Consider the following 26,969-nt stretch of genomic DNA (forward strand, 5'->3'; position numbering starts at 1 on the left):
CTCACCCCAGCCCTCTCCCCCAAGGGGGCGAGGGGGAAAGGGAGCCGATATTCGTGCTTTTCAGAACCTGCGTTCGGCTCGGTATTTCAGGTCGGCGTAGCTAGTCCAAACACCGCGGTCAGTCCCCTCTCCCTCTGGGAGAGGGCTAGGGTGAGGGGCTTTTGATCTTCAATTAGCGGGCAGCGACGGCTTGGGCAGTGGCATCAGTGAAATCGAAAACCTTGCCACCCTGTGTCGAGGCAAATTGCTGGGCCTGGCCCTTGAGCAGGAAGGCACTCAGGCGCCCTTTTGCATCGCTGGCAAACCACGCCTGATCGGCGAGCAGCTTGATCCCGCTGTCACTGGCCTGCGCATACACCGCGCGGATGTTTTTGCCTTCCTGCTTCAGCGCGGCGAGCGCGGTGAAGGCCGATTCGGCGGAGGCGTATTGGCGCACCTTGTCTTCGCCGCGCACCCAGATTTCGGCGACGTGGCTGAAGTCAGTGATGGCTTTGCCAGTCGCGGCATCCGTGGCCTTCAGTGGGGTCTGCGCGTAGTTGGCGAGTTGCGCGGTGTAGTCCAGATTCGAGGCCTTGAAGGCGGCGCGGATGTACTGATCGTCGATGAAGGTATTCAGGTCGAGGCCGCGATCAGCCTTCTTCAGCAACTTCAGGGTGTCGATCGCGGTGCCCACCGCCTGGCGGTATTCCGGCTTCCAGCTCAGGTCGCGGGTCTGCACGCCGAGCGGGCCGTGGAACAGGTAATTGACCTCGGCATCGACGCCGGTGACTTTGGCGATCAACTCGCTGTACTTCTCAGGCTCGGCGGCCAGTAACTGATTGGCCTCGATGCTCGCCCGTAGATAGGCGACGACGATTTCCGGGTACTGTTTCGCGTAGGCCTGATCGACCAGTGCGCCGTGGAAGGTCGGCGCGTTGGCCTGGGCGCCATCGTAGATCTTGCGGGCGAAGCCACGGCTCGGGAACAGCTCGGCGAACGGCACGAAATCGGCGTGGGCGTCGATCTTGCCGGCCTGCAACGCCGAGCCGGCAACCTCCGGCGGCTGGGCGATGATGTTCACATCCTTGAGCGGGTCCCAGCCCTGCTCGGCCACGGCACGCAGCAACATGCCGTGGGCCGTCGAAGCGAATGGCACCGAGATGGTCTTGCCCTTGAGCTCGCTCAGCGACTGTACGCCCGACGCGCTCGGCACGACGATGCCGTTGCCGCTGCCCTTGATGCTGCCCGACAGCACGCTGATAAACAGGCTGTGCTTGCCGGCAGTCTCGAACGCGACACCGTTGAACGCCCCGGGGAAATCGGCCATGGCGCCAAAGTCGAGTTTGCCGGCGACCATTTCGTTGGTCAGCGGCGCGCCACTGGTGAAGTTTTTCCACTGCACGTCGTATTTCGCGTCTTTGTAGGCGCCATCGTGGGGCAGGTATTTGTCGAGCAGACCGAGTTCACGAATCAACAGCCCGCCAGCGGCGCAGTTGATGGTGGTGTCCTGGGTGCCGATGGCGATGCGGATGGTTTCGGCCGAGGCCGACAAGGTCAATGAAGCCAGTACCAGACCGGCGATTGCTGCACGTAACATGGTTGTTTCCCCTCGAATCATTTATTGGATGTTCGTCTCCGCCGCGATCAGGGCACGGTGGGAAACGAGGGGTTTTCGGTGAATCCAGCGTCCGGGGTTTCCGGATGGCTTTGGGTTGTCTGGGGTGGCCTCTTCGCGAGCAAGCTCGCTCCCACAGGATTTCTGGCGTATTCAATTTGTGCAGTAACTCGATCCACTGTGGGAGCGAGCTTGCTCGCGAAAGCGGAGTATCAGTCGACATCATTGCGCAATGACCCACCGCATTCGCGAGCAGGCTCGCTCCCACAGTGGTCCGGGTATCAACGCAGGAGATAGGGGATGTCGACCTTGACGGCACCGGTCGGGCAATCCTTCTCGCACGGCATGCAGTACCAGCATTCGTCGAACGCCATATAAGCCTTCTGAGTCGCCGGATTAATCGCCAGCAAGTCCATCGGGCAGACGTCGACACACACGGTGCAGCCCTTTTCGGCGATGCATTTGTCCTCGTCCACGGTGACCGGGGCGTTGGAGCGGAAGAAAATTTCCTGGGCTTGATAGGCCATGGTTCGGGCTCTCTGATGATTGATGTATCAAGCGGCGAAAGCGCCCACCCGCAAGCGGTCGTAAGCCTGCATTTCTTCAGCATCGAGCGGGATGATGTAAGGCTCGACGGGTTTCTTGAAACTGGTCATCTGGCCGTCTTCACCCTTCTTCAGATGGCAGTGGCAGAACCATTCGCTGTCGTTGCGCTGCGGGTGATCGACCCGGTAGTGGTACAAGCCCCAGCGGCTTTCGGCACGGAACAGCGAGGCACGTGCGGCCATTTCGGCGCAGTCGCGGATCACGCTGGTTTCCATCGCACGCATCAGTTCGTGGGCGTTGCTGGCTTTCATCTGCTCAAGGTCGCGCTCGATGTCGCTGAAGCGCTGCAGGCCGATCTGCATTTTTTTGGTCACTTTTGGCGGCTGCAGGTAGTCGTTGACGAAGCGCCGCAGCTTGTACTCGACCTGCGCTGGCGGCAGGCCGTGTTTGCGGTCCAGCGGTGCGTAGACCCGGGCCTTTTCCTTTTCGATCTGCCCCGCGTCGAGCGCGGAAAACTCGCGCCCGGCGACAAATTCCGCCGCGTTGTGCCCGGCAAACCAGCCGTAGGTGAACGCGCCGAGCATGTAGTTATGCGGCACCGCAGCCATGTCGCCCGCCGAGTACAAGCCTTTCACCGACGTCTCGGCACGCTCGTTGACCCACACCCCGGACGCCGAGTGGCCGCTGCAAAAACCGATCTCCGAGATGTGCATCTCGACCATCTGCGTGCGGTAATCGGTGCCACGATTGGCGTGGAACTGGCCGCGACTCGGGCGTTCGTTGCTGTGCAGAATCTCCTCGATGTTCTGGATGGTTTCCTCGGCCAGGTGATCAAGTTTGAGGAACACCGGGCCGTTGCCGCTTTCCAGTTCCTGATGGAACTCCCACATCATCTGCCCGCTCCAGTAATCGCACTCGATGAAGCGTTCGCCCTTGTTGTTGGCGGTGTAGCCGCCCAACGGACCGGTGACGTAGGCGCAGGCAGGGCCGTTGTAATCCTTGATCAACGGGTTGATCTGGAAGCATTCGAGGTTCGCCAGCTCGGCCCCGGCGTGATACGCCATCGCGTAGCCGTCGCCGGCATTGGTCGGGTTTTCGTAGGTGCCCATCAGGTAGCCGGAGGACGGCAGACCCAGGCGACCGGCCGCGCCACAGGCCAGGATCACCGCCTTGGCCTTGATCACGTGGAAATCAGCGGTGCGGCAATCGAAGCCCATCACACCGTTGACGGCGCCCTCCTCGTCGGTCAGCAAACGGCTGCAGACAAGCCGATTGGTGATGCTCACCCGCGCACGTTTCAACTGACGGTAAAGCACCTTCTTGATGTCGTGCCCTTCCGGCATCGGCAGCACGTAGGCGCCCATGTGGTGGACCTTTTTCACAGCGTAATCACCGGTTTCGTCCTTCTCGAACTTCACACCCCAGCGGTCCAGTTGTTCGATGGTTTCGAAACTGTGCGTCGCATAGGCGTAGACGGCCGCTTGATTGACGATGCCGTCGTTGGCGATGGTGATTTCCTTGGTGTACTGCTCAGGCGTCGAATGCCCGGGGATGATCGCGTTGTTCAGGCCGTCCATGCCCATGCTGATCGCGCCACTGCGCTTGACGTTGGCCTTGTCCACCAGCAGCACGCGCAAGTCGCGGTTCTGCTCTTTGGCCTTGATCGCCGCCATCGGGCCGGCCGTGCCGCCGCCGATCACGACGATGTCGTATTCCTGTTCCAACGTGCTGCGCGTCATGCCTGCTCCCCTTTTTGCCGGTCGATCCGCAGGCGGTACTGGAACGCATCGCCACGGTAGTAAAGGTGTTCGAAGTCCAGTGGCTGGCCGTTGGCGTCGTGGGTCAGGCGTTCGATGCGCATGATCGGCGAGCCGGCCTCGACGTTCAGCGCCTGGGTCAGGTCGCTGTCGGCGAGTACCGCATCGATCGCCAGATCCGCGTGGCCGAGGGCGATGCCGCAGTCGTTTTCCAGGATCAGGAAAATGTCGCGGGTGACCAGATCGGCCTTCTCCAGCCGCTCGCCGATGGCTTTGGGCAGGTAGGTGATTTCCAGCGAAATCGGCTCGCGGTTGATCAGCCGTACGCGCTTGATCTGCGCCACGGTCTCGCCTTCAGCCACTTGCAGGCGCTCGGCCACACGTTTGTCGGCGGGGATGAATTTGAAGCTGCGCAGGCGGTTGATTACCTCGTAGCCCCGCCCGGTCATGGACTCGGCGAGGCCTTGCAGGCTGCTGACGTTCTGGAAGGTTTTCGGCTTGGCGACGAAGGTGCCCTTGCCGTGGATCTTGAAGATCAAGCCTTCTTTCTGCAGATCGCCCAGTGCCTGGCGCACGGTGATGCGGCTGACTTTGAACAGCGCGCCGAGTTCGCTTTCGGAGGGCATCTGGCTGTCTTGCGGGTATTCGCCGTCGAGAATGCGGGCGCGCAGGACGTCGCGCAGTTGGGTGTGCAATGGAACACTGCTCAGGGAGAGAACGTTATCGGTCATCACGGGATCACTTGTTATAACGAGTTATGACGTGATCTTAGAGACGTTATGACGAGCTTGAGAAATATTGTTTGGGCATAACCTTAGACACATGACACATGCGATCTCCCTGGGAGCAAGCCCACTCCCACATGGGTTTTATGGTGTATCAGAGGTCCACTGTGTGTCTTGTTACCTTGCAGCAATGTGCAGCAACTGCCTGGAATACAGATCCTCTGTGGGAGGGGGCTTGCTCCCGAAGGCGGCGTGTCAGGCGATGGAAATGCCAGCAATGCCGGCCCCTTCGGGAGCAAGCCCCCTCCCACTAGGAGATGGTGTTGTGGTCTTGGGGGATCAGTGGCGTTTGAGAATCTGGTCCATGACCCAGTCGGTTTTGAGGGCTTGCTCAGCCAGCGCCGGATGCTGCGAATCACCCCGAATATGCGCATTCATGCCCAGCACGTGATGCCACTGGATGTGTTCGTGATGCGGGATTTTCAGGCTGATGTGCTCGTTGGCATGCAACTCGACCGGGTGTTCATCGAATACGGAAAAACTGATCCGTCCGAGGCTGCCAATGATCTCGACCCGATCCTCGCGCCGATCCGCAACAAAGCTCCAGCAGCCCATGCCCAGCGCTCCAGAGCCAAACCGCCAACTGGCGCTGACCGCATCCTCGGCGGCGTACAGACCGGCCTGCCGCGCAGTGAAACCGACGACTTCAACGATGTCGCCGAGCAGGTACTGGAACAGGTCAAAACCGTGGCTGGCCAGATCGGCGAAGTAACCGCCGCCGGCTACGTGCGGGTCGGTGCGCCAATTGGCGCTGCCGTCCAGATCCGTTGCCGAGGGGGCCTTGGTCAGCGTCCAGCTCAGGTGCCGCACCTCACCGATACGGCCCAGCGCCAGCCATTGCCGCACTTGTTGAAAGCGCGGCAACGAGCGGCGGTAGTAGGAGACGAACAAGTGCAGACCAGCATCGGCGAACGCCTGCTGCATCTCGCGGCTTTGCCCGGCGTTGAGCGCCATCGGTTTCTCGACACAGCAATGCTTGCCGGCGGCAGCGACCTTCAGGCTGTAGGTGTGGTGACTGTCGGGGGGCGTGGCGATGTACACCGCGTCCACCTCGGGGTCGTTGATCAATGCATCGACGTCGGTGTAGACCCGGGCGATGCCATGGCGCGTGGCGTAATCGCTCACCGCTTCGAGCCGCCGGCCCATCACCGCCACCAGCGCCGAGCCGGGCGCCTTGTAGAAGGCCGGCCCGCTCTTGCGCTCGGCAACGCTGCCGCAACCAATCATGCCCCAACGCACCACGCCCATGGTCATCCCCTCCGTTTGTTTGATAAACCTCAGCCGATGCGCAGGGCGCGCAGGTCGAGGTGGCCGTCCTTGAGCGGCGGACACCAGTAGTAGCCGCCGGTGATCGGCCGGCTGATGCGGTACAGGCCATCGGTGATGCCGTCTTCCAGACCGCTCATGCGGCGCAGTTGCGCTTCGAAAGCATCCAGCGAGAAACCGAAGGCGAGGAACATCAGGCCGGCGCGGTCGCCTTCGATCCACGGCATCGAACGACGCACGACGAACGCTTCGGGGGCGAAGCTTTCCTGGGCGGTGCGTTTGACGTGGGCGGAGACTGGCGCGTCGTCGATCTCTTCGTTGTCGCTCAGGCGACGGCCCATGATGTTGTCCTTGTCGTCGGCGGACAGCTTATGGAAACCCTTGAGATCGTGCTGCCACTGCTGAATCGCGGCAAAGCTGCCGCCGACCAGACCTTCGGCGCCCTCACCCAACAACGCAGCGGCAATGGCGGCTTCGTCGTGCGGGTTTTCAGTGCCGTCTTCGTAGCCGGTCAGGTCGTGGCCGTCCTTGTGACGGAAGGCTTCCTGAGCCTGCACCAGGCGCAGGGCCGGGGCCAGCGCAGCTTCGAAGGCGTTGCAGCGGTTGAGCAGATCACCACGGTCGACACCGTGCAGCCAGACCCACAGTGCGTGCTGGGTCGAGGGGTTTTCCACGCCGACGCCGGTCATGGCCGGGAAGCTGCGCAGGCCGTCGATCTGCACGTTGAGGGCCTTGGCCAGGGATTCACCGAAACCGACCACCGCCGACTTGCCGTCCACCAGGCTCAGCAGGTTGTCGATCGCCTGCGGCAGTGCTTCTACCGACTCCAGGGTGAAAAACAGGTGACGTGCTTGCGCAGGAACGGGGGTGGCGAGAATGCCCGGCTGGTAGTAACTCATGTGAACTCCTTGGGAAAGTGCGCGGGAGTTTACCTGTAGCCGGAAGGTTTGTGTGGGTTTGGAGAATGCTAAAAGCCCCTCTCCCAGAGGGAGAGGGAACTGAATGGGGGAAGCTGTAGAGATACGCCGACTTGAAAATGATGTACCGAATCCATAATCGACAAAAATCTTTCAGATCGATGTAGGACGCGAGACACCTCGGTCGGCCCCCTCTCCCTCTGGGAGAGGGCTGGGGTGAGGGTTTGTGTCATACCGCCACGCGCTCGGGCTCATCCCCGTCCAGCGCTTGAACGCCCGACGGAAGCTGCGCACATCGCTGTAGCCGACCTCTTCGGTGATGCGCTCGATCGGCATGTCCGGATTGGCCAGCAGACTCATCGTCCGAGCCTGACGCACTTGTTCCAGTAATGCCTCGAAGGTCAGTGCGTGCTCGGTCAGGCGGCGGCGCAAGGTGCGGCTACTCATGTTCAGGTCACCGGCGATCTTCTCGATATGGCTGCCCCGGCTCAGGTCCCGGGCAATCGCCCGCTCCACCGCCTGAATCAGATCGAGTTTCTGGTGCACCTGCGCCGCTTCCAGCTCCAGCAACGCAACGGCCTGACGCAGCGCCAGAGAATGATGATTGGGCAGGTTCACGTCCAGCCACTGCGCGTCGATCAGCATGCGGTTGTGCAGGCAGCCGAAACGCACATCCGGCCCGAGCAAGCGCTGGTATTCGCTCAGATAGTCCGGCGCGGCGTGCACAAACTCCACGGCGATCGGCTTGAATTCGCTGCCGGCCAATGCCCGACCGTACACCAGCAGACTGGCGAAAAACTCCTCGACCGCGAACACCTGCACCTCGGCGAACGGCAAGCGGCACTCGGCATCGAGGTGCACCTGTGCGCCCACCACGTCGACACTCGACACCACGATCCCGCCGGAGGTGTGCTGATGGCGAATCCCCAACGTAAAGGCATCGCGCAAGGTCTTGCACAGCGACAACACATGCCCGAGCAACCCCAGCGTACCCAACACATTCTGTGCACCGACCCACAGGCCGAGCCCCTGATTGGGCAGCACCTTGAGCGCGCGCTGAATCATCGCCACGGCCTGGCGATAGGAAATCCGTTGCGCCGGGTCCTGCAGATCCTCGAGCGTGAAGCCCAGGCCACGGCACAGGCTTTCAGCGTCGATGCCCTTGTTCTGCACGACTTCGGCGAGGGTTTGCAGGAGGAACGGCGACACCAGCGCCAGTTCGAAGGTGGGGTCTTGGACTTTTACGTTCATGGGGGCTGACATTCCGGATCACGCTTGATTGTTATTTTTGTAACCGGTTATGTCGAAGGAAGTTAGCACAGGGGACGCGGGCTGTCCGCAGAAGCCCCCCTCGATGTCCGCCAATACCCTGCCTCAATGTGCGCCAAACGCTTATTTCTATCGTACCGGCGCCCCATGCGACCGGTGCCAGGTCCCAATCACAATAATAATGAGGACAGTTATGAGCCCGAACCGTGCGACCTCCTTCTTGCCGCTCGCCCTTTTCACGGCGGGTTGCACCCTGACGTTGCCTGCCCTGGCCACCGAAGCCGGCGTCGACAACATCGGCACCGGCACCGACGGCTTCTTCATACTGCCACTGGAGGTCGACAGCCTTCCGCAGAACATGGTCGCGTTCAACCTCTACTACAACCATTACAAGGCGACGAAGCTCAACATCAGTTCGTTTGGCGGCAAGGTGCCGAATGTCGACATCGAGTCCACTGCGGTGATCCCGCGCCTCGATTACCTGAGCCCGGTGCGGGTGTTCGGCGGACGTCTGGCCGGCTACATCGCCCAGCCCTGGCTCAAGCAGGAAGTCTCGGTATACGGCCTCAGCGATACCCGCGAAGGCATGGGTGATACCACTTTTGCGCCGATCATCCTGTGGGACATGGGCAAGAACCTGACCCTCGGCGCCGCCCTCGAAGTCACCGTACCCACTGGCGAATACAGCGTCGATCGGCTGGCCAACACCAGTAACAACTTCTACACCTACAAGCCGCTGTTCTCGTTCACCTGGCTGCCCACCGACAAGACCGAAGTGTCGATGAAGACCACCTACAGCTTCAACGAGAAGAACAAAGACACCGATTACAAGTCCGGGCAGATCTTCCACTTCGATTATTCGGCCAGCTACAAGATCACCGACGACCTGATGCTCGGCCTCAACGGCTACTACCTCAAGCAGACCACCGACGACAAACAGTACGGCCACACCGTGCAGTTCGCCGGGCAGGACGTGGACGACGGCGTACGCGGCCAGGTGTTCGCGATTGGTCCGGCGCTGCACCTGACCTTCCTCAAGTACGCCAGCGCGGAGATTCGCTGGGCCAGGGAGTTTGACGTGGAGAACCGGCCGGAGGGCGACATGCTCTGGGCCAAGGTCAGCATCCCTTACGCCTTCTGAAATATGCCCCAACCCCCTGTAGGAGTGAGCCTGCTCGCAATAACGATTGGTCGGTCAACATTAGTTGAATGTTCAGACGTCTTCGCGAGCAGGCTCGCTCCCACAGATGTGATGAAGCCTACGGAATCCGGTGAAACGCCCACCTGACCCACGGAAACGTCTGACATCTTTCCCGCCAGCGCTTCGGGATACTGGGCACTTCGTCTTGCCAGTGACGACAGCGAGCCACATCCCCCTTAGACTGCTTCAGATTGATCATGGAGGTCATTATGAGCGCCGAACGTTCCCCCATCGTTTCAGACTTCGAAACCCCAGAGCAGGCCGCCAGCCATGATCGCTGGTTCCGGGCCCAGGTGCAGGCTTCGATGGATGATCCGCGCCCCAACATCCCCCACGAGCAGGTGATGGCCGAGATGCGCGCCCTCATCGAATCGAAACTCAACAAAAACAGTGCGGGTTGACTGGCGACCCGAAGCTCGCACTCAACTCTGGCAAACCCTGAATTACATCGCTGACCGCAACGCCTTGCGGCCAGTCAACTGAACGTAGCCATCGAAGCGGCTACCTCAGCCCTTCCACGACATCCCTACCTTTATAGATTCGGTCGGGTAGCCGGTACCCGGGAAATCGTTGTTCATCCCAACTACGTTGTGGTTTATCGCGTGACCGACTGCATCGAGATTCTGAACCTTCTGCATGCTCGACATGCGTATCCCTAAGGGTCTCCATCCCACTAAAAAAAGGGCGACCACCGGCCGCCCAAAGTACTACACGAGAGTCTTTTACAGCGTCAGTTGTCCGCGCTCCTCCTCGGTCAACTGCTGTTTCGCCTGTTCATCCAGCGCCCCCGCCCCCAGCACTTGCACCGGGCTGTTCGGGTTGTACCCGGCGGCCGGCGCACGGCTGGCGCCATCGCGCGAAGGGGCCAGTTGCTCGTTGCCGAAACTCAGCACCTGCACGGTGAACACCGACGCCTGGTTCTGCCGCGCCGCTGCCTGTTGTTGACGTGCAACATCCTCAGCGGCCTGGGTCGCCGAAGACGCAGCGGAACTGGCCGAGGTGATCGCCCCGGTGTTCACTGCCGCCACCATTGGCACGCCAGTGGTCTTGCCTTGCACCGCGATGTTGGCAGCGTTGACCACCGTCAGCGCGGCAATGTTGACGTTGCCCGACACACGAATCCCCGCCTCGCCCGCATCGATGGTGCCCAGCGGCGCGATCAGGTCGATATCGCCCGGTGCCACTTCGGCAATCGGGTTGAGCGTGGCGATACCGGCACCGGTGCTCGGCACCGATGGCGACAGCGTGACGTTGCCCCAAGTGTCGTAGACGCGTTTTGGCGGGGTGTAGACCACGGTGGTTTTCGAGCCGCGACCGGCGTTGATGTCACCTTCGGCCGACCAGCCGAGGATCGAGCCACCGAAGGTGGTCATGATCCGGCTCTGCCCGAGCAGAATGCTGCCCTGCGAATAGAGCTGAATGTTGCCCGAGCCCTGGGTGATGATCCCCGCTGTGGACGGCGGCGCCGCACCTTCGATGCCGAACACCTGACCGCCGCCCGGGGTGAGCATCTGGATGTCGCCGCCGAACAGGGTCTTGACCCCGGCGCCGCCGTACAGGGTGATGTCGCCGTCGTAGCGGATCGCATTGCCCGCCACGTCGGTGGTCGGGAACAGCGCCGCAATGACGTTGCGACCGCGCAGGTAACTGCCTTTGCGCGGGCCGTCGGCATCGTTGTATTCCAGGCCCCCGGCGCGCAGTTCGGCGAAGTACACCTGCCGGGCAAAAACGGCTTGCTCGGTATTGGGCAGCGCAGCGAAAAAAGCTTGCGCCTGCTCTGCACTGCCACTGAAGCCATAACCCAGGGTCAGCCAACTCTGCAATTCGTCGAGGTAGGTCTTGACCACTTTGCCCGGTTGATCACTGAGCGCCGCGTCAGGCCTGGCAAGGTTCTGCGGGCTCAGATACCGCGCGATGAATCGCGAGTAATCCGGGCCTTGCGCGCCCGCTCCCGCTTGCAGCACCACACTGGCACCTGGTTGCCTGTCCCCGGCCACGATCGACCCGAGGCTGGTGATACCGGCACGGTCCTCCAGCAGAATGTTGCGCCCGGCATTGATGTCCAGCAGGCCGGGGCCGGCGATGTCGAAGCTGCTGTAAAGGATGTCGCGACCGGCCGAAACCCGCGAGACATCGCGTGGGTCGTTGTGAATGAAGAGATTGCCTGAAGAGCTGATCGCCTCGTTATTCCAGCCCATTGGCTGCGGCGCCCTGGTCGACTGGCCCAGATTGGAGCCAGACGCCACAATGTCGCGCCCTGCCAGCATCCAGACCGGCGCCGCGGCTTCATACCAGGTGCGCAGCGAGGTTTCGAAGTACAGGGTTTCGCCGCTACGAACGCCCACCAGATCACCGCTCAAGGCGTAAAAACGTGCCGGCGCCTGCACACCGCTGGTTCCCGAATAAGTGTCTGCGCCGAAAGCGAACAATGGATAACGCGAGTTCACCGCCGGTGCCACGCCATCGTCGCTGTAATTGCTCTTCAGCGGTCTGCTGGCGTTGTATTGCGCATAACCGGTGAACGCTGGCGCGAACGGCGTGGCGATACTCGACAGGTTGGCGCCGGACTGGTTGATCGCGTAACCGCCGGCATAGATCGAATCGCCGGCGAGCATTTCCAGTTGCCCGGCGCTGGACGGCGCCAACAACAGCGAGTACGTGGGGGCGGCAGCATCGCCTGGGTCTTTGTAAGCCGCCGACAGACCGGCATAGATTGAGCCTTGAGCGGCAACCGCACGCAACACCGACGGATAGACAAATCGCCCGTCGGTCGGCGAGGAATTGAGGCCTGGCACCGGCCCCTGCGTGTTGGTCTCGGCCAACTGCGTACTTGGCGTCAGATTCCCCCCCGCCGAGAACAGATCAATGGCGGTGTGATCCGTCCACAAGGAGAAGCCCGTCAAGCCGCCGCCGGCGTGAAGGACGCCCTCGGCATCGGTAAACGCCGAGGAATTCTGCAACCGTACCCGGCCTGGATCGGCCGCGCCGCCCAGCACCAGATCGCCGCGGGTACTCAGGCGCATGCCCGAGTCGCCGGGAATCAACACCAGACCACCGGAAGCACTGCCCAGCGTCGAGGTAAACGGGTCAAAGGCGCGGGTTTCACGCGGATCCTGAAAGGCAGCCGCCGCACCGTACTGCAGATTGATTGCACCCAGCGCGCCACCTGACAATTGCGCCGCGCCGCGCAGATTGACCAAGGTACCCTGCAAATCGTGGCGCGGTGCTGCGACGCCGCTGTCCCCGGCGCGCGCCAGCAATGACGGATTGAGCGTACCGCCGATGCGGATGTCCATGTCGCCACCACCGGTCAGTTGCAGGCTGCCGTCACTGCCGACGCGGCCGGTGCTGCCCACTGCCACGATCAGGCCCTGGCTGCGTGGATTGTTCTGGCGGTCGCCCAAAGGCTTGAGCATGCCCGCATCGCTACCGGCACGCAGGTTGACGTTGCCGCCGCCCAAGGTGCCGAAACCGGTGAAACCCACCAGATAAGGTCCGTTGTCGACGCTTTGATCCGGCAACGGCTGGGTGGCATAACTGCCGAAGTTGATCCACCACGCCGTCGGTACATCGCTGTTACCCGTGCCCTGACGCCAGAGCCAGTTGCCCACCGACGCACTGGCAACCTGCTCTCGATAGACGGCGGAATTGCTCAACCCTCGCCGTCCGACCGTATCGCCTGATACCGAGCCGCCGGCACTGAGCGTCAGGTTGCCGCCCAGCGTCGGGTACCAGGCCTGATAAAGGCTTTCAGTCCCGCCATTGACCCATTTTTCATAGTCGGCGCCTTTGCTGCCAAGCACCGAGCCATCGTCGCTCAGACGTCCACGAGACTGGTTATGGCGCGGATCAATATCGCTGGACTGAGTGCCGGCCGTGTACACGCCGAAAGGTGACTGCATGCTCAGATTCCCGGCCGCCAACAGATCGAGATCACCGGTACCGGTGCGCAGCACGCTGAACATTTGCGAGTGGGTGGTGACGGCAATGCCGCCCTTGTTCGGCATACAGCCGCCCGGATCAATGTCACACCAGTACAGGTCCTCTTCACTGATCGGTGTACCCGGTTCCATGCCCAACCAGTTGCCTTCTGCCCACAGGAACTTGGCTGGCGCGACACAGGCCCCCGGGTTTTCATCGCAAAGATGCAGGTCCGCATCCGCTACGACCTCGCCGGCCGGACGGTTGAGGGCGTTGCCTTGCGCCCACTTGGTGTCGAGCTTCTTCTCGGTCACTTTCAGGCCGTAATGGGTATCGGCCAGACGCAGGTTGCCGTCCGCAGTCAGTGGCTTCAGCGCACGGCTGTCGGCAGCGTCAAGGTCGGCCCCGGCCACTACGCGCATCGACCACGAAGAACTGCCCGGCGCCAGCATGCTCGCCACGGCCCAGTTGCGGCCCTGTTGCGTGGTGTTGGTGTAACCGCGCAACTCAATGAACTCTGTGCCGTCGGCCAGTACAACGTCGGTCATGGACGGGATCAGCGAACCGCGCAGCAACGCCAGTGTGCCCCTCAATTTCACGCCCACGGCGTTGTTATCGGCGCCGGTTGCACGCGGCAGGGGTACGTCTTTGGGCCAGAGCATGGCTTGCAGGCGGGTGGCATCGTTCAACCGAATGCCTGCCCCCAGGCGACTGCCTGCCGGCAACGTCACGCTGTCGTTGAGCAACGTGCCGGCGGCGTACAACAGCGTGCCCGAGGCATCATGAATGGCGCCCGACAACACCGTGCCAGCATTCATCAGATAGTCGTTGACCAGCACGCCCTCGGTTGGCAGTAAGGTGCCGCTGGCCAGGGTGGTCGCTTGAATCGGCAAGTCGTAATTGAGCGTGGTGCCCGCTGGAAACAGCGTAGCTTCAGCCAGCGTCACACCCGCGCCGGGCACAATCAGGTCGCCGCCAAACGGCTGTACACCCGGCAGCAGTTTCCAGCCGGCATCGTCGACCGTTTCCGGTGGGGGTGCGAAACCGTCGTTGAGGCTGCCGTAGATATCCAGGTTGCCGCCGGCACGCATCACCAGGCTACCGGACTCGCCTGAGCCATAGACCGCAGTCTTTTGCGAATGCGGGTTGAGGCTGGCGTAGCGGTAACGGGACAAGTCGATATCGCCCTCCACCACCAGGTCACCATCGACCGTCCTGCTGGCGATTTCCACGCCTGGGCGCAGATGGAAAGCGTCAGCGTAAGAGGCATTGTTGAGGCCAGCCAGCTTGCGCTGCAGCAGATCATGATTGACCAGCGCCGCGTCGATGAACGCGCTGCTATCACCGTCGATGCGATCGAACATGGCCTGATCGATCACCTGATACGGACGGTCACTGGCAGTCGGATCGACACCATCACGGGCATCGGTGTAACGGCGCATACCGTTGAGGCCGATGGCGCGTGCCCCCTGAATGTTCAAAGCACCGCTGGCATCGATAGCGATATCGCCAACGCCCAGTCGAGGCGCGTTCAACTCCAGCGTGCCACGTTGCAGCCCGTCATTCTGCCCCGGTAGTTTGCCGTTGACTGCAGCGGTGCCATGGCGCAAATCAATCCGTGCACCGGAGGCCAGCGTGAGCAGGCCATCACCGGAGTTGAGCTCGACCATGGCGCGGTTCGGCGCGTCAATGATCTTGCCGTAACTATCAATTCGCAGCACACGACCATGGGCATCGAGCACGGCATTGCCGGCGAGCGTCAGAGCGTTTTTGCCGGCCAGGCGAATGCTGCCGACCCGCTCGCCACTGGCGTCGACAAGGCCTGCAACGGTGAGGCTACCGTTGTCCACCGACACGTTGACTTCGCCGGCCTTGAGCCCGTCGCCGATCAGCAGATCGCCCTGTTTGAACTGGAAGCTGCGGCTGCCGAACACCTGCCCGGCGTTCAAACGCTGGTTGAGCGCGGCGAACTGTTGATTCAAGTCAGCGCCCAGCTGTTGCGCGCGGATGTCCACGCCACCGGCCTTGTACGGCACCAAGGTGCCGCCGGCATCGTAATAGCCGCTGCTCGCACCGAGGATGGCGCCTTGCAGATCAACCACCCCGGCATTCGCCGCCAATGCCACAGCACTGAGATTGCCAGCCTGGTTGTTTTGCGCCGAGAGGTCGATTCGCGATCCGGCGGCCTGGCGAATATTGCCTTTGTGGCTGAAGAGCGACACATCCCCGCCCCAGCTGTATTTGTTCACATCGTTGAACGGCAGGGTGCGCCCGGCCAGATCCAGTTGCGCGTTACCCGTCAGGGTCACGTCATTCTCGGCCTGGACTGCCAGTTTTCCGCTGGCCAGGGCAATCCGCCCATCGAGCACGACATTGTCCGCTTCAAGGTTCAGTTCCGCCCCCAGGGCATCAGCCTTTGCCGCACCGGCAGCGCCCGACAGCAGCAGATTGTTGCCCGCCTTCAACACGGTGACCGATGCGGCTTCACCGGTCAGCAACGGCGTACGCAAATTCAGGTTGCCGCCGCTGTAGGCGTAACCCTTGACCGGGTCATACGCGCCCTGCTCCTGGTACACCGCAAGACTGCCCTTGTGGTTGGCGGTGATGCGTTCACTCGCCGTCAGGTTGACGTTGGCGAAACCCAAGGCCAGACGGTCGTTCTGATCGAGGCCGCTGGGTTGTGGATTCGGCCCGTAACCCAACTCGATGCGCTGCGCCTGAATGTCCAGCGTCCCGCGCCCCGCGCCGGCCCCACCCTTGACCACTGCACCCGGCTCTTGCGGGGCGCCGTTCCAGATCAGGTTGGCGGTGCGGATGGTTGCCACATCCTGCTCGTCACCCTGACCATAGATGGCCGGTGTTGTCAGGATCAGGTTCTGCAATTTGCTGCGACCGGTCAGCGGGTCCAGCGTATCGAGCGACACACTGCCGAAAAAATTGAAGGATTCACGGGCCGTCAGATTCAGCGACTCCAGCGCGGGAGCACCGAATTGCGTGTCGCCCTGCAGCAGCCGTTCGAGCACGTTCTGGCTCAGCGTGAGGCCGACGGGCACGCGCCCCTCTGCGCCCGCCAGCACCTGGGTATCGCCAACATTGATCGCCCCCACCGCCAACGACAGATGCCGCGTTCCGAAACGCACCGCGTCGCTCAACTCAAACTGGTTGTCGGTTGCGGCAGTGATGCTGCCACTGGAGTAAAGGGTCGTCGGGGCCGTGCACGCTGCAAGCGCGCAGACGCCGATGCGGATACTGCCGGCGCCATCGAGACCGACGGCCTTCGCGGGCGCCAGCACATTGGTCCAGCCATTGGAGACCAGCAGCAGGCTGGCCTGGCCTGGGCTGTAGACAAAACCGCCAGTCGAGTCGAACGGGGCCGCGCCGCGTCCCAGCGTATTGATTCCCGAGTTTGCCTCAAGGGTGATGCCACCGTTGGTTTTACGGCTTCGCAGCACCACCTCTGGCGCTGAAAGCACGGCACCTTCACGCAAAACGATGTTGTCGGAACTGATGTTGTCGGCGAAGGCGACAATATTGCCGCCACTGCCGTATTCCACCGTAGGCATGGCGCCAATGGCCAGCCTCCCGGCACTCATGCGATTCAGGCTGTCGGCGTACAACGAGATGCCGCTGAAGTCCTGCGTGCGCTGTCGACCGGCCCCCAGCACCTCGATGTTGCCGTCGACCGAGTCAATGACTGCGGTGCCCGCCACACCGCCTTCGCTCGGTTTGAACAGCACCTGTCCATTGAAGTCCAGGGCAATGTCACGGCCCTCGCCGCTATTGAAACGCAGCTCCAGCAACTTGCCATCCATCGGCGCCAGCGCGCGTGACACACCCAGGCGCACGGCGTCATTTTTGATGAACTGGGTGAAGCCGGTTTCGTTGTATTGCGAATAACGCCGCAGAACATCGGCCGAAGTCAGAATCAGCGCGCTGGAAAGACTGTCGCGCACACCGGTATTGGCAATCGACATCTGCCCGCTGGCGGCCCATGAGCCGTTGCGCAGTGGCAAGGCGCCGTGGGTGGCACCCGCCAGGGCCTGCCCGCTGACCTCGACGCGCAATGCACCCGGCAACAGCGCGAAGGTCGATGGCAGCAACGTATACGTACCGGCCGCCAGACCCGGCACACCGGCGCCGATGGTGATTTGCTGGCCGATACGCGGATCGCCCGCGCCCGCCTCGGCAAGCACCGGCGCATAAACACTCTGATTGCCCGGCACGATGGCGTAAACCGGATTGCTGGCCAGCCCCGGCAGGCTGAAAGTGCCGTCATTGGCATTGCGCACCAACGGATTGAACCGCGCATCGGTAGAGCCGCCACGGCCGGAGATGAAACCGGCGCCACGCAAGTCGCCACCACCCGAGAGGTCGATCAAGGCCCCTTGCGCCACATCGATGTACTGCGACAACAAGGTCACGCAGGTCGAAGCCCCCACGATGCCTTTGAGCGATACCGAGTTGCCGTTATAGCGATAGTCGATGCCATCGGTCGTGCCGCCGTAGGGCATGACCAGCCCGGCCGCACTGACAGACGTAAGACTGCCCGGCAACAACTGAACGTCTCGGGTCAGCACCGATTGGGTGTTCTCACCCAGCGTGATCGAACCCAGTGGTGCCCGCAACACCCCGCCTTGTTCGATGCGGCTGGCAGCCAGCGTCAGGTTGCCGAACACCGAATAGGGCAACGCGTTGGGCGCCGCGCCGTTGGCGAGAATGCGCAAGGTACCCTCAGAGGGGGCCGCCTCCTGCTGAAAGCCGGCACGCACCCTGGCACTCGCCCCGGTCACCGGATAGATCTGTGCCGCACTGAGGTTCAAGTCGCCTGCGGCCCAAAGGTCGGAAAGTGGCCCGATGGCGGATGCGAGAAAACGCATGTCGCCCGAACTGGCGAGGGAGACCTGCGCGAAGCCACGCCGACCGACCCGCAGGGCCGGTGCGTCGAGTTGCGCGATCGTCCCCAAGGTACCGAATGACAGGCTGTTGCCAATGTCCAGCAAGTCAGAGGTGGTACTGAACTGCGCCGCCGACAGGTTCGGTGTCGGCGCGTTCATGACCCTTGGCCGTATCACCGCATTGGAGCTGTAGTAGAGGCCCGTGCCCAGCATCCGCAGGTAAGGCGCAGACAGATGGATTCGCGCAGAGTCCTTGGCGTCCGCAGCCAGTGACACGGCACCGGCATACAGGCTCAAGCTCTGATTCAGATGCAGGTCGACATCGCCGTCGAATGAAATCAGACCATTGCTCAACAGGCCCAGATGATCGAAACCACCGCTCATCAAGGTGTCGGCACTCAGCCGTGTGCGGCCGTAGACCAACTGTTGATTCGAATCACCCGGCTCAAGGTCAGTTGGCAAGCGCGATTCGCCCTGCCCCTGGCCAATGATCAGTTCTCTGGGCAAGCGCACATCATTGCTGGCCAGCGTCGGGTTGTAGATCGGCGTTTCCAGGGCGATGTCCAGTCGACCACCGGCCGCCCCTGCACCTCCGGCAGCCGCCTGCAGACTGCCCTCAATAAACAGGCCGTTGTAGGCACTCAGGGAAATCTTCCCGCCGTCAGTGGCAACCGTGGTCGGCCCCTGCCCGGCGATATCCAGCACGGCTTGAGCACCGGACGCATCAAGACGCGCGCCGTGGCGCACGATCACATAAGCGTCGGCAGACGTGGCGGTGGCCTTCTTCGCGTCGATTTCACCGCCAATGACAATACTGCCGCCCTTGCCGACCTGGCCGTAGACCCGGCCCAGCGCATCGACGGCGGTGGTCGCGCGAGCGGCCACATCCAGCACGGCGTGTTCGCCGATCCAGATCGAACGGTTGTGCGCCTGGTTGGCAGCCTCCTGCACGTTCTCGGCAGGATCGCTCGAACCGAACTGCTGCTGGCGAATATCGATAGTGCCGCCCCAGGCGTTCAGCTTGCCGTTCAGCGTGATTTGACCCGGCCCGCGCAGGCCGATTCGCTGCCCCGGGTCGACACTGATGCGTGAACCCGCCCCGAGCGTCAGCGCCGTGTTGAGCGGATCGATCAGGCCGGCACTGCTCGAGCCGGCCTGCAACGACAGGCTGGCGCCGCCACGTTGGGTCAACACCGCCTTGGTCGGGTTTTCCTGAAACAGCGTTGGTGTCCACACCTGCAGCGCAGCCTGCGGATCGGCGCCACTGGCCTGACTCGGCGCGGCTTCAGCGAATCGATAAACCGGCATGGTGACGTCGATCACGCTGTTGTCAGCCACCTCCAGGCCGTTCAGGCCGGTGATGCTGTACGCCGAGAAGCCCTTGCTGAACAGGTTCGGTGCCAGTTGCAAAGTACGCTCGGCCAGCCCCTCATCGGTCGCGCCGATCAGTACCTTGTTGGCCTGGACCGACAGCGTGCCACCGCCGGTGACACCGTAACCCCGCACATCGCCGTCCAGAATGAGCTGCGAATTGCCTGTCGCGGTGATGGCGCTGGACTCCAGCGTTAAGCTGCCGCCCTTGCCGCCGCGGGTCTTGCCGCTCGCCAGCACTGCCGCACCCGAAGAAACATCCAGCACGCTCCCGGCCTGGACGTCGATATCGCCGCTGCTGCGGATCGAAATCAGGCCGCCGTTCAAATAGGCAAGCGCCTTGCTGTCGTCCGGGTTGGTGCCCAGATTGCTCCACAGGCCACGGGTATCCAGTTGCACACCTTGCGCCACGGTGACGCGGTTGGCGTGCCCCGTCGCGGCCGGAATTCTGCTGTCGGTGACCTTGTTGACCTGCAACTGATTGAGCACATTGCCCAAACGCACACTGCCGCCGCGGACCGTGAGATCGGCATTGACCTGCACCTCCGGCCCGTAAAGCGTGATGTCGCCCCCGGTATCGACCTTGAGCGCCTCGTTTACGCTGATCACATTACTGGCCGCTACTTTCAACGCGCCCAACGTGAATCCGTTGAGCTGACCGGCATCGAGAAACAGCTTGCCCTTGCGCGCTTCGGAGACGGCCGCGAGCAGGCTCTGATCATTGCCATCAAGCGGTTTCTCGCCGCCAATCCGCACCTGATCAAATGTCGGGTTGAGGCCATACAACAAGCCGCCCGCCGAGGCGACATAGGCCGGGTCATAACTGCCGACGATCAGTTGCGCGCGCCGTGCTACTGCAGTCTGGCTCTGCTCATAACCGTCCACCGCTGCACGTGGCGTCTGGGTCTGACGCTCCCCCTGATACGCTTCGCCCAGCATCTGCCCGTTGAGCACCGCGTTGCTGGTCGCGATCACCAGTTGCCCGGCATCGCGGCCCACGGTGTAGCCCGACTCGACACGTGTGCTCGGGGCGATCAGCGGGGTGTAGTAATAATTCGTCTGGCCCCAACGCTCGCTGCTGTCCTCATAGCCCTTGTACAAGCCGGTGTAGAGCATGTCGCCCGGCGCTCTTGAAACTTCATAAAGATAACCATCGGCGCCGCGCAGCCAGCTCTGTCGAATCTCGCCGCTTTGTACATCCAGCGTGCCGCCGGACAGGTTGATCAACGAGCCTTTCTCGGTGACGACATCGTTCCCGGCAAAACTGACCCTCCCGCCCTGCGCCATCCACTCGCCGACGCTGTGGCCCTGGGTGCCGAGATAGCCGCCGACTTCCAGCAAACCACCGGCGGTGTACCAGCGATCCGTGGCATAGCCATGGGTGCCGGCCGGCACATACACCAAATCACGCACATCAACCCAGACGTCATTGCTGTTGAGCGCGCCTTTGTCGCGGTTGACCGACGCATCGCGCTGCTCGTTGCCTTGCACGTTGATCTTGATGTTGTTGGATTCCATCGCGACCTTGACGCCGATGGCCCCCGAGACATCGATCATCGCGCCGTCGCGTACCAGACTGCGCCGCCCCGCCGTCACCGCGACCTGGCCGCCGGTGGCGAGGGTGATCGAACCGCTCTGGAATTCGACGCTGCCGCCGCTCTGAATCTCGACTCGCGACTGGTCGCCGCGCACCTTGTTGTTGGCATTCACACCGGTCAGCGCGGCTTTGTGCTGACTGTCGAGCGCCGTCAGATCGCTACTGTCGAGCATGATTGCCGTGGCGCTGCCCTGGCTCAACGTAACGCTGCCACTGGTGTCTGTGGCCGGGTTCAATATGTGAATCGTGCCGCGTGTGGCCACCGAAGTGCTGCTCAGCAGTACCCCGTTCTGCTGCACATCATGACCGGTCAGCGTGATGTCGCCGGTGGCGGCCTGAATCAAACCGCTGTTGCTCACCTTGCCGGCACCGCTACCCGCCTTGAAGCCGGGAATGACTTCGCTGCCGAACGTCGTGGAGAAGCCGTTGCCCTCGGTGCCCGAACCTTTGCGGATATAGAAACGATCACCGGCGCCGAGCACAGTCTGGCCCTTGGCGGTGTTGATACTGCCGTCGTTCTGCACCTCGTTGCCGAGCAGCAAGGCATAACCCCCGGCGTCGGTGGAGGTTGCCGGCTTGTGCGTTGCAATCGAGGCGCCGCGCTCCACCAGCACCTTGCCGGCGGCGTCGGTGAACGTCGGTTGGCTGCCGGTGCTGTCGAAGTACAGGCCACGATCGCGGAACTGAATGTCGGTGATGTTGGCGGCCGCCGCGACCAGATTGCGCACATTGACCTGGCTGGTGCCGCTGAACACGATGCCGTTGCGGTTGATCAGCATCACCGTGCCGTCGCCCTTGATCTGGCCCTGAATCTGACTGGCGCGCGCATTCGGATCATTGACCCGGTTGAGCACGGCCCAGTTGGATTGCTGGGCGAATTCGACCGTGGTGTTGCGGCCAACGTTGAAGGTTTCCCAGTTGAGAATCGCCTTGTCGGCGGTCTGCTCGATCTTCACCGTGGTCTTGCCATCGATCTGGGTCTGCTGCGGGCCTTTGGCGTGCTGCCAGCCCTGCGCCAGGCTGTTATCGACCTTCAGGCCGCCCTCGCCCAGACCGTCCGGCACAAACTGCACGGTGCCCAACGCTGACGCCCGCCCGGCAGCCTGCGCCGCCTGTTGCGCAGCAATCGCGGCCACGGTGTTGTTCAACGTCTGAATCGAGCGTTGCAGTTGCTGATTGGCTTTCTGCTGTTGCGCCAATGGCGGCGTCATGCCCGGCAACCCGCCCGTACTCGGCCTTGCCGCGGCAGCCTGTTGTGCGGCGCCCTTGGCGGCAAACCAGCCCGAACTGAACGCGGTTTGCGCGTGCGCACTGCCCGCCACCAGACACAACGCCACCGCCTGGGCCAACGGCTTGAGCAGCCACATGGCCGGGTCCACGGCATCACGCTTGAAGGACTGGACGTGGGTACGACGACGGGATGGGCGAGCAAGCATCACTACGAGATCCTTTTGATTGCCGCAGGTCGGCAACCACCTGCTGTTAGGACATAGGCGGTTGGCGCAGGGCACGACCGAACGGATGTCACACAAACTTCATCTTTGGGGAGTAATTGCGCGGGGCCAGACAAAAAAATGGCAGCCCCAAAGGGGCTGCCATTCGAACCGCGCGCTACGAGTGAAGACTTACAGAGGACGACCAACACCGTTGCAAATGCTGGCGTTGTTGATGTCCAGGTTGTTGCCGGTGGTGTTGGTGATGAAGTTGGCGGTCACCGCATTTTTCCAGTTGGTTGGAACCACGCTGAAGCCGTGAGCCACGGTGGCTACAGTGTTGCCCGGGACGCTGTAGTGAGTGGTCAGGAAGGCCTTCACGTCAGCGGCCACAGTTGCATCCTTGTAGCACTGGCCGAAGATGAAGTTGGTGTAGGCAGCAATTGGGTAACCGCTGCCTGGGTTGGCGACAACCGGAGCCCACTGGGCAGGGTTGGATGGAACGGTTGGCAGCGGAGCCGAAGACAACGCAGCGGTGACGTTAGCGGTGGTCGGTTGAACACCGTTGACACGCGAAACCACGGCGTTGCTGCTGGCGTTCACGCCGTCCGGGCCGACGTAACCGATGGAGCCGTCAACGGCGTTCACCGCAATGGCGACGTCGGCGGTGTTAAGCACGCCCACGAAAGACGCTGGCAATGGAGTACCGGCCGGCTTCAAGGTGTTGGCGAAAGTGGTGGTGACGGCGAACCTGGTTGGGCAAACCGCGTTCAAGTGACGGGTGAGAATTTCCGAAGTGCCGCTGGAGGTGCTGCGATACACAACGCGAATCGGGGTGGCATCGGAGTTTTTCAGCAGGTCGCCCCACTTGGTAGCGGTGCCCGAGAACACGTCGCACAGCTGAGCACTGGTCAGGTTAAGAGCGGTCTGGCCGGATTTTTTGTAAGGAATGGCGACCGAAGTGGCCACCGATGGCAGTTGGATCAGCGGGCCGTACGAAGCACCGTAAGTGGCGGTGTAGCCGCTGAGCTCCGAAGCGCTGAGCACCGAGTCACTGCCGGCAAAGTGCACCGAACCGGTGGTTTTGAACTGCGACGAATCGTTGTTCAGGAAAGCGATTTTGCCGACGCCGCTACCGGTGCCCAGGTAGCTGAAGTTGGCTGGCAGGATGCTGTTGGCAGAACCTTTGTACAGAGCGGCAGGCAGAGTCGCGCCACCACCGGTTACGTTGGCGGCCATGGCCTGGGCGGAAGCCAGGGCGGCGACAGTCAGGGAAGCTGCGATCAGAGTGCGCTTGAACATGAAGAATCTCCTTTTCAACTGGGTTGTGAACACAGGTTTTCGGATGGCTTGCATGACACTGGGAAGACTCACCGCTGACCTTCGCAAGCGGGGTCCGTGGTTAAGTCGCACTGAGAAATTCGCAGTTTCCGGTGACAGATAAAGGAAAAAACCTCGGGAGCTGCGCGGTGATTTTCGGCGGATTTTCTCGGGTGTTTGCCGCGGTTTGCGAGGTGTCTGGATCAAGGGTTTTGCGCAATCGGGCTGCAGCCGTTGCAGGGTGGTTGCAGATGACAGAAAGGAGAACCCGAGGATGGCGGAATTGAGGGTCGGGTGATGTCAAAGTCCCAGGAAAAAGTTTTGATTATTTATTGCCCTGACCGGCCCCTTCGCGAGCAGGCTCGCTCCTACATCTGAAATGCATTCCCCTGTGGGAGCGAGCCTGCTCGCGAAGAGGCCCCATCAGACACCATCAAAACCTGCTACTGGACCAATTGGTTGATCTCAATGATCGGCAACAACACCGCCATCACAATCACCAACACCACCGCGCCCATCACCACAATCATCAGCGGTTCGAGCAACGCGGTCATGCCCATCGCCCGCCGTTCGATATCCCGGGACAACGTCTGCGCCGCACGCTCGAGCATCGGTGGCAACGAACCGGTTTTCTCGCCGCTGGCGATCAAGTGAATCAGCACCGGCGGGAACACGTTCTCCACCCGCAGCGCCGCCGCCAGGTTCACACCTTCGCGAACCTTGGCCGTGGCGTCGCTGACACTCAAACTCAGGCGGTCGTTGGACAGCGTCTGCCGCGCCGCTTCCAGCGCGCGCAACAACGGCACCCCGGCGCCGCCGAGAATCGCCAGGGTCGAGGCGAAACGCGCAGTGTTCAGGCCCAGGATAAAACGCCCGATCAGCGGCAATTTCAGCACCCGATGATGCCAACTCAAACGCGCCGCCGGGTTACGCAGATACAAGCGCCAGCTCCAGAACGCCCCGGCCATGATCGCTGCACACAACCAGCCCCACGCGCGAATGAAATCGCTGGCGGTGAGCATCGCCAACGTCAGCCCCGGCAGGTCCTGCCGCGCCTGGGAAAACGCGCTGACCACCTGCGGCACCACGTAGCTGAGCAGGAAAATCACAATGCCGATCGACACCAGCCCGACCACACCCGGATAGATAAACGCGGTGAGAATCTTGCCGCGCAGGTTGTTGCGCTCCTCGATGTAGTCGGCCAGCCGTTCCATGACCTGCGCCAGATCACCGGACTCCTCCCCGGCTGCGATCAGCGCCCGATAGATCTCCGGGAAATCCCGTGGCCGCGCCGCCAATGACTCCGCCAGACGCATCCCGCTGCGCACGTCGGCGCGCACGGCGCTGAGGGTGTGGGCGATGTGTTTTTTCTCGGCCTGCTCGACCGTGGCACTCAGCGCCGCTTCCAACGGCAAGCTGGCGCCCAACAGACTCGCCAGTTGCCGCGTGGCCCAGGCCAGATCGTTGTCCGACATGCGCGCACTGAACAAGCCACCGCCGCCATGCTGGGCGACGTTGCTTTCCTTGTGCACCGACAACGCGGTCAAACCGCGACCGCGTAAAACACTGAACGCGGCACCCTGACTGTCAGCTTCCAGATGCCCGGACTCGATCTTGCCGGTGGCGTCGGCGGCTTCAAAACGATAGCGGTTCATCAGGCGTCCCGTGTCACACGGAGGATTTCTTCAGGCGCGGTGGCGCCGCTGCGGATCCAGCGTTCACCGTCCTCGCGCAGGCTGAACATCCCGGCTTTCGCGGCCGAAGCGCGCAAGGCCTGCTCCCCTGCCCCTTGGTGAATCAGGGTGCGGATGTCGTCGTCGATGCAGAACAATTCGTGGATACCGGTGCGGCCGCTGTAACCGGTGTGATTGCACGCCGCGCAGCCGACCGGTCGCCAGGTCCCCGGTGCTGCCGGATCCTCTTGTTTGCACTCTTTGCAAAGGCGTCGCACCAGCCGCTGGGCCAGCACCCCGAGCATCGACGAGGCCAGCAGAAACGGTTCGACGCCCATGTCGATCAAGCGGTTGACCGCCGACACCGCGTCGTTGGTGTGCAGCGTCGCCAGCACCAGGTGACCGGTGAGCGAGGCTTGCACAGCGATTTGCGCGGTTTCCAGATCGCGAATCTCGCCGATCATGATGATGTCCGGGTCCTGCCGCAGAATCGCCCGCAGCGCCAGGGCGAAGGTCATGTCGATCTTGGCATTGACCTGAATCTGGCTGATCCCCGGCAGGTCGTACTCCACCGGGTCTTCCACGGTGAGGATATTGCTGGTACTCGCATCGAGCCGCGCCAATGCGGCATACAGGCTGGTGGTCTTGCCGCTGCCGGTCGGCCCGGTGACCAGCACGATGCCATGGGGCTGGCGGATCAGGTGGTCGAGTTTGGCCAGCACCTGCGCGTCCATGCCCAAGGTTTCCAGATGCAGACGTCCGGCCTGCTTGTCGAGCAGACGCATCACCACCCGCTCGCCATGCCCGGTCGGCACCGTTGAAACACGAATGTCGATCGGCCGACCGGCCACGCGCAAGGCGATCCGACCGTCCTGCGGCAAACGTTTTTCGGCAATGTCGAGCTGGGCCATGATCTTGATCCGCGACACCAGCGCACCGTGTAGCGCCTTGCGCGGCGAGACCACGTCACGCAAGGTGCCGTCGACCCGATAGCGCACCACCGAATGGGTTTCGAACGGTTCGATGTGAATGTCGCTGGCCTCATCGCGCGCGGCCTGGGTGAGCAAGGCGTTGATCATGCGGATCACCGGTGCGCCGTCCTGGGTGTCGAGCAGGTCAGTGATTTCCGGCATGTCTTGCATCAGGCGATCGAGGTCGACTTCGTTTTCTGCTGCGCCAACCACGGCGGCGGCGCTGCCGGTGTCGGCGTAGGCCGTGGCGAGCAGGCCGTCGAGTTCGTCGTCGCGCACGCGCTTGAGCGACGTTTCACCGAACTGCCGCCGCACCTCGCTGATCGACCAGCCCGGCGTCGATGGGCACACGGTCAGCACCCCGTCGCACAACAGAATGCGCTGGGCCTTGGCCCAGGCGTAGGGCAATGCACTCATCTCATGCCCTCCCCAATCCCTGCGGCAATCCGATCC

Annotated in this window: 13 protein-coding genes and 1 pseudogene; 3 read left to right on the top strand and 11 right to left on the bottom strand. The window is 62.3% G+C overall.

The features are described from left to right. Positions 1–172: 172 nt before the first annotated feature. The 7 genes from PseAD21_RS23640 to PseAD21_RS23675 all read right to left on the bottom strand — a co-directional run bounded on the left by PseAD21_RS23640 (position 173) and on the right by PseAD21_RS23675 (position 8,116). The gene (locus tag PseAD21_RS23640) at positions 173–1,576 is read right to left on the bottom strand and encodes an ABC transporter substrate-binding protein (RefSeq protein WP_102358192.1); all 1,404 of its coding nucleotides are present in this window, start codon (positions 1,574–1,576) and stop codon (positions 173–175) included. A 299-nt stretch (positions 1,577–1,875) separates the two neighbouring features. Then, complete coding sequence (locus tag PseAD21_RS23650; RefSeq protein WP_003225615.1) at positions 1,876–2,121, bottom strand: ferredoxin family protein; 246 nt, start codon at positions 2,119–2,121, stop codon at positions 1,876–1,878. A gap of 27 nt (positions 2,122–2,148) precedes the next feature. Further along, a complete protein-coding gene (locus tag PseAD21_RS23655; protein ID WP_102358195.1) occupies positions 2,149–3,879 on the bottom strand; it encodes a fumarate reductase/succinate dehydrogenase flavoprotein subunit in 1,731 nt (576 codons plus the stop codon). Beyond that, positions 3,876–4,628, bottom strand: a complete 753-nt coding sequence (locus tag PseAD21_RS23660; protein WP_102358197.1) for a GntR family transcriptional regulator — start codon at positions 4,626–4,628, stop codon at positions 3,876–3,878. Before PseAD21_RS23660 ends, PseAD21_RS23655 begins: the two co-directional genes overlap by 4 nt. A gap of 333 nt (positions 4,629–4,961) precedes the next feature. Further along, positions 4,962–5,930, bottom strand: coding sequence for a Gfo/Idh/MocA family protein (locus PseAD21_RS23665; RefSeq protein ID WP_102358198.1), 969 nt, complete (start codon positions 5,928–5,930; stop codon positions 4,962–4,964). Between the two features lie 29 nt (positions 5,931–5,959). After that, entirely contained in the window at positions 5,960–6,847 is an 888-nt protein-coding gene (locus PseAD21_RS23670; protein ID WP_102358200.1) for a Dyp-type peroxidase, read from the bottom strand. A gap of 171 nt (positions 6,848–7,018) precedes the next feature. Continuing rightward, the gene (locus PseAD21_RS23675) at positions 7,019–8,116 is read right to left on the bottom strand and encodes an AraC family transcriptional regulator (protein WP_102358201.1); all 1,098 of its coding nucleotides are present in this window, start codon (positions 8,114–8,116) and stop codon (positions 7,019–7,021) included. A 211-nt stretch (positions 8,117–8,327) separates the two neighbouring features. Here PseAD21_RS23675 and PseAD21_RS23680 point away from each other — a divergent pair, with 211 nt between their 5' ends. The 3 genes and pseudogenes from PseAD21_RS23680 to PseAD21_RS23690 all read left to right on the top strand — a co-directional run bounded on the left by PseAD21_RS23680 (position 8,328) and on the right by PseAD21_RS23690 (position 9,994). Continuing rightward, a complete protein-coding gene (locus PseAD21_RS23680; protein ID WP_102358203.1) occupies positions 8,328–9,275 on the top strand; it encodes a transporter in 948 nt (315 codons plus the stop codon). Positions 9,276–9,544: 269 nt separating this feature from the next. Further along, a complete protein-coding gene (locus tag PseAD21_RS23685) occupies positions 9,545–9,736 on the top strand; it encodes an antitoxin (protein WP_102358204.1) in 192 nt (63 codons plus the stop codon). After that, positions 9,726–9,994, top strand: a pseudogene (locus PseAD21_RS23690) (type II toxin-antitoxin system RelE/ParE family toxin). The gene PseAD21_RS23685 and the pseudogene PseAD21_RS23690 overlap by 11 nt, the downstream one beginning before the upstream one ends. 63 nt (positions 9,995–10,057) lie before the next feature. Here PseAD21_RS23690 and PseAD21_RS23695 read toward each other — a convergent pair. The 4 genes from PseAD21_RS23695 to gspE all read right to left on the bottom strand — a co-directional run bounded on the left by PseAD21_RS23695 (position 10,058) and on the right by gspE (position 26,933). Next, entirely contained in the window at positions 10,058–22,555 is a 12,498-nt protein-coding gene (locus PseAD21_RS23695; protein WP_102358206.1) for a filamentous haemagglutinin family protein, read from the bottom strand. Between the two features lie 189 nt (positions 22,556–22,744). Then, positions 22,745–23,854: a substrate-binding domain-containing protein gene (locus tag PseAD21_RS23700; protein ID WP_102358207.1), complete on the bottom strand. Its 1,110-nt coding sequence runs from the start codon at positions 23,852–23,854 to the stop codon at positions 22,745–22,747. A gap of 461 nt (positions 23,855–24,315) precedes the next feature. Then, a complete protein-coding gene (gene gspF, locus PseAD21_RS23705; RefSeq protein ID WP_102358209.1) occupies positions 24,316–25,527 on the bottom strand; it encodes a type II secretion system inner membrane protein GspF in 1,212 nt (403 codons plus the stop codon). Beyond that, the gene (gene gspE / locus PseAD21_RS23710; protein ID WP_102358210.1) at positions 25,527–26,933 is read right to left on the bottom strand and encodes a type II secretion system ATPase GspE; all 1,407 of its coding nucleotides are present in this window, start codon (positions 26,931–26,933) and stop codon (positions 25,527–25,529) included. Before gspE ends, gspF begins: the two co-directional genes overlap by 1 nt. Between the last annotated feature and the right edge of the window lie 36 nt (positions 26,934–26,969).

Origin of the sequence: Pseudomonas sp. AD21, from assembly GCF_002878485.1 — a bacterium.
GTDB lineage: Bacteria > Pseudomonadota > Gammaproteobacteria > Pseudomonadales > Pseudomonadaceae > Aquipseudomonas.